5 protein-coding genes and 1 pseudogene are annotated in these 3,478 nt (G+C 70.4%); 5 read left to right on the forward strand and 1 reads right to left on the reverse strand.

The genetic code is table 11. The annotated features are described in order from the left end of the window. The coding region (locus tag VB737_RS05970; protein ID WP_500311956.1) for a metallophosphoesterase at positions 1-329 on the reverse strand (329 nt) is incomplete at its 3' end. 80 nt (positions 330-409) lie between these two features. Between VB737_RS05970 and nblD the strand changes: the two genes are divergently transcribed. The 5 genes and pseudogenes from nblD to VB737_RS05995 form a co-directional block, all read left to right on the forward strand. Then, positions 410-694, forward strand: coding sequence for an NblD family protein (gene nblD / locus VB737_RS05975; RefSeq protein WP_500311957.1), 285 nt, complete (start codon positions 410-412; stop codon positions 692-694). A gap of 141 nt (positions 695-835) precedes the next feature. Then, the gene (locus tag VB737_RS05980) at positions 836-1,309 is read left to right on the forward strand and encodes an LSm family protein (RefSeq protein ID WP_500311959.1); all 474 of its coding nucleotides are present in this window, start codon (positions 836-838) and stop codon (positions 1,307-1,309) included. 52 nt (positions 1,310-1,361) lie between these two features. Then, a complete protein-coding gene (gene nusA, locus VB737_RS05985; protein ID WP_500311961.1) occupies positions 1,362-2,801 on the forward strand; it encodes a transcription termination factor NusA in 1,440 nt (479 codons plus the stop codon). Next, positions 2,798-3,049 (forward strand): annotated as a pseudogene (locus VB737_RS05990) (YlxR family protein); the annotation flags it as partial. The gene nusA and the pseudogene VB737_RS05990, both read left to right, overlap by 4 nt. Positions 3,050-3,150: 101 nt before the next feature. After that, on the forward strand, positions 3,151-3,478 hold a 328-nt coding region (locus VB737_RS05995), incomplete at its 3' end, for a translation initiation factor IF-2 N-terminal domain-containing protein (protein WP_500311963.1).

Consider the following 3,478-nt stretch of genomic DNA (forward strand, 5'->3'; position numbering starts at 1 on the left):
CCGCCGCAGAGGATCAGGGCCGGGGCGACCACCGCGCGGCGCCCCAGGGCGGCCCGCAGCAGGGCGGGGTGGTCGTGGTTGCCCGCCAGCAGCGCCACCGGCAGCGGGATCTCCTGCAGCAGCTCCGCGAGGCGGGCGTACCCGCCCCAGCTCTCGTCATCGCAGAGATCGCCGCTGATCAGCAGCAGATCGGGGACTTCCCCGGCGCTGCGGAGCTGGCTGAGGGCCTCGCAGAGCCCGTCGCGAAGCAGGGCCAGCGCCGGCCGGCCGTGGCAGCGACCGGCGGGATCGGCGAGCAGATGGGGATCGCTGAGTTGAAGAATTCGCATCGGAGAGGGCTCCGGCCGCCCCGGGGCGGGACCGCTCGACCTGGAACGGCTTAACTTTGCCCCCAGTCCTCCCCGAGGCCATGGCCCCGATCCCCCCCGGCACGCGGCAGCGCTGCACCCTCTGCAAGGTGGAGATCCAGGGGATGGCCGGAGGCAACGACCTGGTCCACTTCAGCCAGGGGGCTCCGGGCACCCGCGCCAAGCTCTGGGCCCGGGTGTGTCAGTACCTGCGCACACCCGAGCAGTGCGGCCGGTGCCTCAACCAGGACCTCAGCCTGCGGGGCGAAGTGACCGCCAACGACTACTACGCGGAGGCACCGATCCTGGAGATGCCCAGGCCTCCGGAGGCCAATCCTCTAGGGTGAAACCGTGCCCGCCGGGCCTCACCCTTGTTCCGCACGTCCTTTCCCCTGACGGGAGGAAGCCTGGCGGTTGGGGGCAGTGAACACTGCAGCGCGCGGCGGACCATCCCGCCAGCGGGAGATCTCTCCCTACGCCGCCCGTCCTTGCCCCATCCCCTCACTGACGACCTGGAGACGCTGGTTCGGCCGGTGGTCGCGTCGGCGCATCTCCAGGTGCAGTCGGTTGAGGTGCTGGCCCACCGCATCCCCCTGACGGTCGTGGTGCGGGTGCAGCGGGCCGACGGCACCGATGTCAACCTCGACGAATGTGCCGCCGTGAGCGGTCCCCTCGGCGAGGCCATCGAGGCCTCCGGGCTTCTGACCATGGCCTACGTCCTGGAGGTGAGCAGTCCCGGCATCGGGGAGGATCTCCACTCCGATCGGGACTTCGTCAGCTTCCGGGGCTTTCCGGTGGAGGTGCTGCGCCGGGATGCCGACGGTGCGGATGTGCGGCGAACGGGCCTCCTGCTCGGCCGCGATGCCGAGGTGGTCCTGCTCAACGAGCGCGGCCGCATCCTGCGCATCCCCCGCGACGCCGTGCTCCGGGTGCGGCTCACCCAGGCACCTCCCGATTCCTGAACCGCCCCGGTTCACCCCCCGTTCCCTTCCTGCCCCCACGCCCCCCGAGTCCATGGCCCTGGTTTTGCTCCCCGGTCTCAACAACCTGATCGAGGACATCAGCGACGAGAAGAAGCTGGCTCCCCAGGTGGTGGAGGCGGCCCTGCGGGAGGCGCTGCTGAAGGGCTACGAGCGTTACCGCCGCACCCTCTACCTGGGCATCAGCGAGGATCCCTTCGAAGAGGACTACTTCAGCAACTTCGACGTCGCCCTGGATCTGGAGGAGGAGGGCTACCGGGTGCTGGCCAGCAAGATCATCGTCGAGGAGGTGGAGAGCGACGACCACCAGATCGCCATCGAAGAGGTGCGCCAGGTGGCGGAGGACGCCCAGATCGGCGACACGGTGGTGCTGGATGTGACCCCGGAGAAGGATGACTTCGGCCGCATGGCCGCCGCCACCACCAAGCAGGTGCTGGCCCAGAAGCTGCGCGACCAGCAGCGCCGCATGATCCAGGAGGAATTCGCCGACCTGGAGGATCCCGTGCTCACCGCCCGGGTGATCCGGTTCGAGCGTCAGAGCGTGATCATGGCCGTCAGCAGCGGCCTGGGCCGGCCCGAGGTGGAGGCGGAACTGCCCCGCCGCGACCAGCTGCCCAACGACAACTACCGCGCCAACGCCACCTTCAAGGTCTTCCTCAAGGAGGTCAGCGAGGTGCCCCGCCGCGGCCCCCAGCTGTTCGTCTCCCGGGCCAATGCGGGCCTGGTGGTCTATCTGTTCGAGAACGAGGTGCCCGAGATCCAGGAGGGTTCGGTGCGGATCGTCGCCGTGGCCCGCGAGGCCAATCCCCCCTCCCGCGCCGTGGGCCCCCGCACCAAGGTGGCCGTCGACAGTGTGGAGCGGGAAGTGGATCCGGTGGGAGCCTGCATCGGCGCCCGCGGCTCCCGCATCCAGCAGGTGGTAAACGAACTGCGGGGCGAGAAGATCGACGTGATCCGCTGGTCCCCGGACCCGGCCCAGTACCTGGCCAACTCCCTCAGCCCGGCGCGGGTGGAGATGGTGCGCCTGGTGGACCCCGAAGGCCACCACGCCCACGTGCTCGTGCCCCACGACCAGCTGAGCCTGGCCATCGGCCGGGAGGGCCAGAACGTGCGCCTGGCGGCCCGTCTCACCGGCTGGAAGATCGACATCAAGGACGCCCAGGAGTACGACCAGGTCAGCGAGGACGAGAAGGTGGCGACCCTGATCGCCCAGCGCCAGGAGGAGGAGGCGCTGCAGGCCGAGGCCGAGGCCCGTCTGGAGGCCGAGCAGGCCACCCGCGCCGAGGAGGACGCCCGCCTGCGGGAGCTCTACCCCCTGCCGGAGGACGAGGAGTCCTACGGGGAGGGTGAAGACGAGGAGGTCGGCGAGGACAACGGCGAGGAGGCCGCCCCAGCCGAAGCGGAGGCCGTTGATCAGGCTGAGCCGCCGCTCGAGGAGGCCTTCGATGAAACCCCCGGCGAGGGTGTCCGGTGACGCCGCCCACCGGGCGGCCGGTGCTGCGGCGCTGCGTCTCCTGCCGCCGCCTCTGCGACCGCACCCTGCTCTGGCGGGTGGTGCGCCAGGCCGATGGGACGGTGCGCCTGGATGGGGGCATGGGCCGATCGGCCTATCTGTGCCCGCAACCGAGCTGCCTGGAGGAAGCCCGCCGCCGCCGCCGGCTCCAGCGTGGTCTGCGCTGCTCCGTCAGCGAGGCGATCCTGGCCAGCCTTGAGGCACGTCTCGAGCGATCGGCCCCGCGACCTCTGAGGCAAGATGAACCATGGTCGCCACGTGCGTGCGGCCCCGGGGTCCTTTCGGCCCCACCGTACGGAGACCTTTCTGAATGACCAGCAGCGGCAAAGTGAGAATCTACGAGCTGTCGAAGGACCTGGGCCTGGACAACAAGGACGTGCTCGATGCCGCCGAGAAGCTCTCCATTGCGGCCAAGAGCCACAGCAGCTCCATCAGTGATGACGAGGCCTCCCGGATCCGTTCGCTGATCGGTGTGAACGTCGCGGCCCCGTCCCCGGCACGGCCCGAAGCGCCGGCGCCCACCCCGCCATCCAAGGCGATCCTCGCGGTCAAGAAGGCCGCTCCGGCTCCGGTGAGCGCCCCCCGGGCCAGCGCTCCGCCCGCGGCTCCGGCCACCGCCGCTCCCCCCTCCGCTCCAC

The sequence above is a fragment of the Synechococcus sp. BA-120 BA3 genome (genome assembly GCF_034931285.1).
In the GTDB taxonomy this organism is placed as follows: Bacteria; Cyanobacteriota; Cyanobacteriia; order PCC-6307; family Cyanobiaceae; genus Cyanobium.

Coding starts and splice junctions, on each gene's coding strand:
- nblD (WP_500311957.1), top strand. CDS start 410: ATGGCCCCGATCCCCCCCGGCACGCGGCAGCGCTGCACCCTCTGCAAG.
- nusA (WP_500311961.1), top strand. CDS start 1,362: ATGGCCCTGGTTTTGCTCCCCGGTCTCAACAACCTGATCGAGGACATC.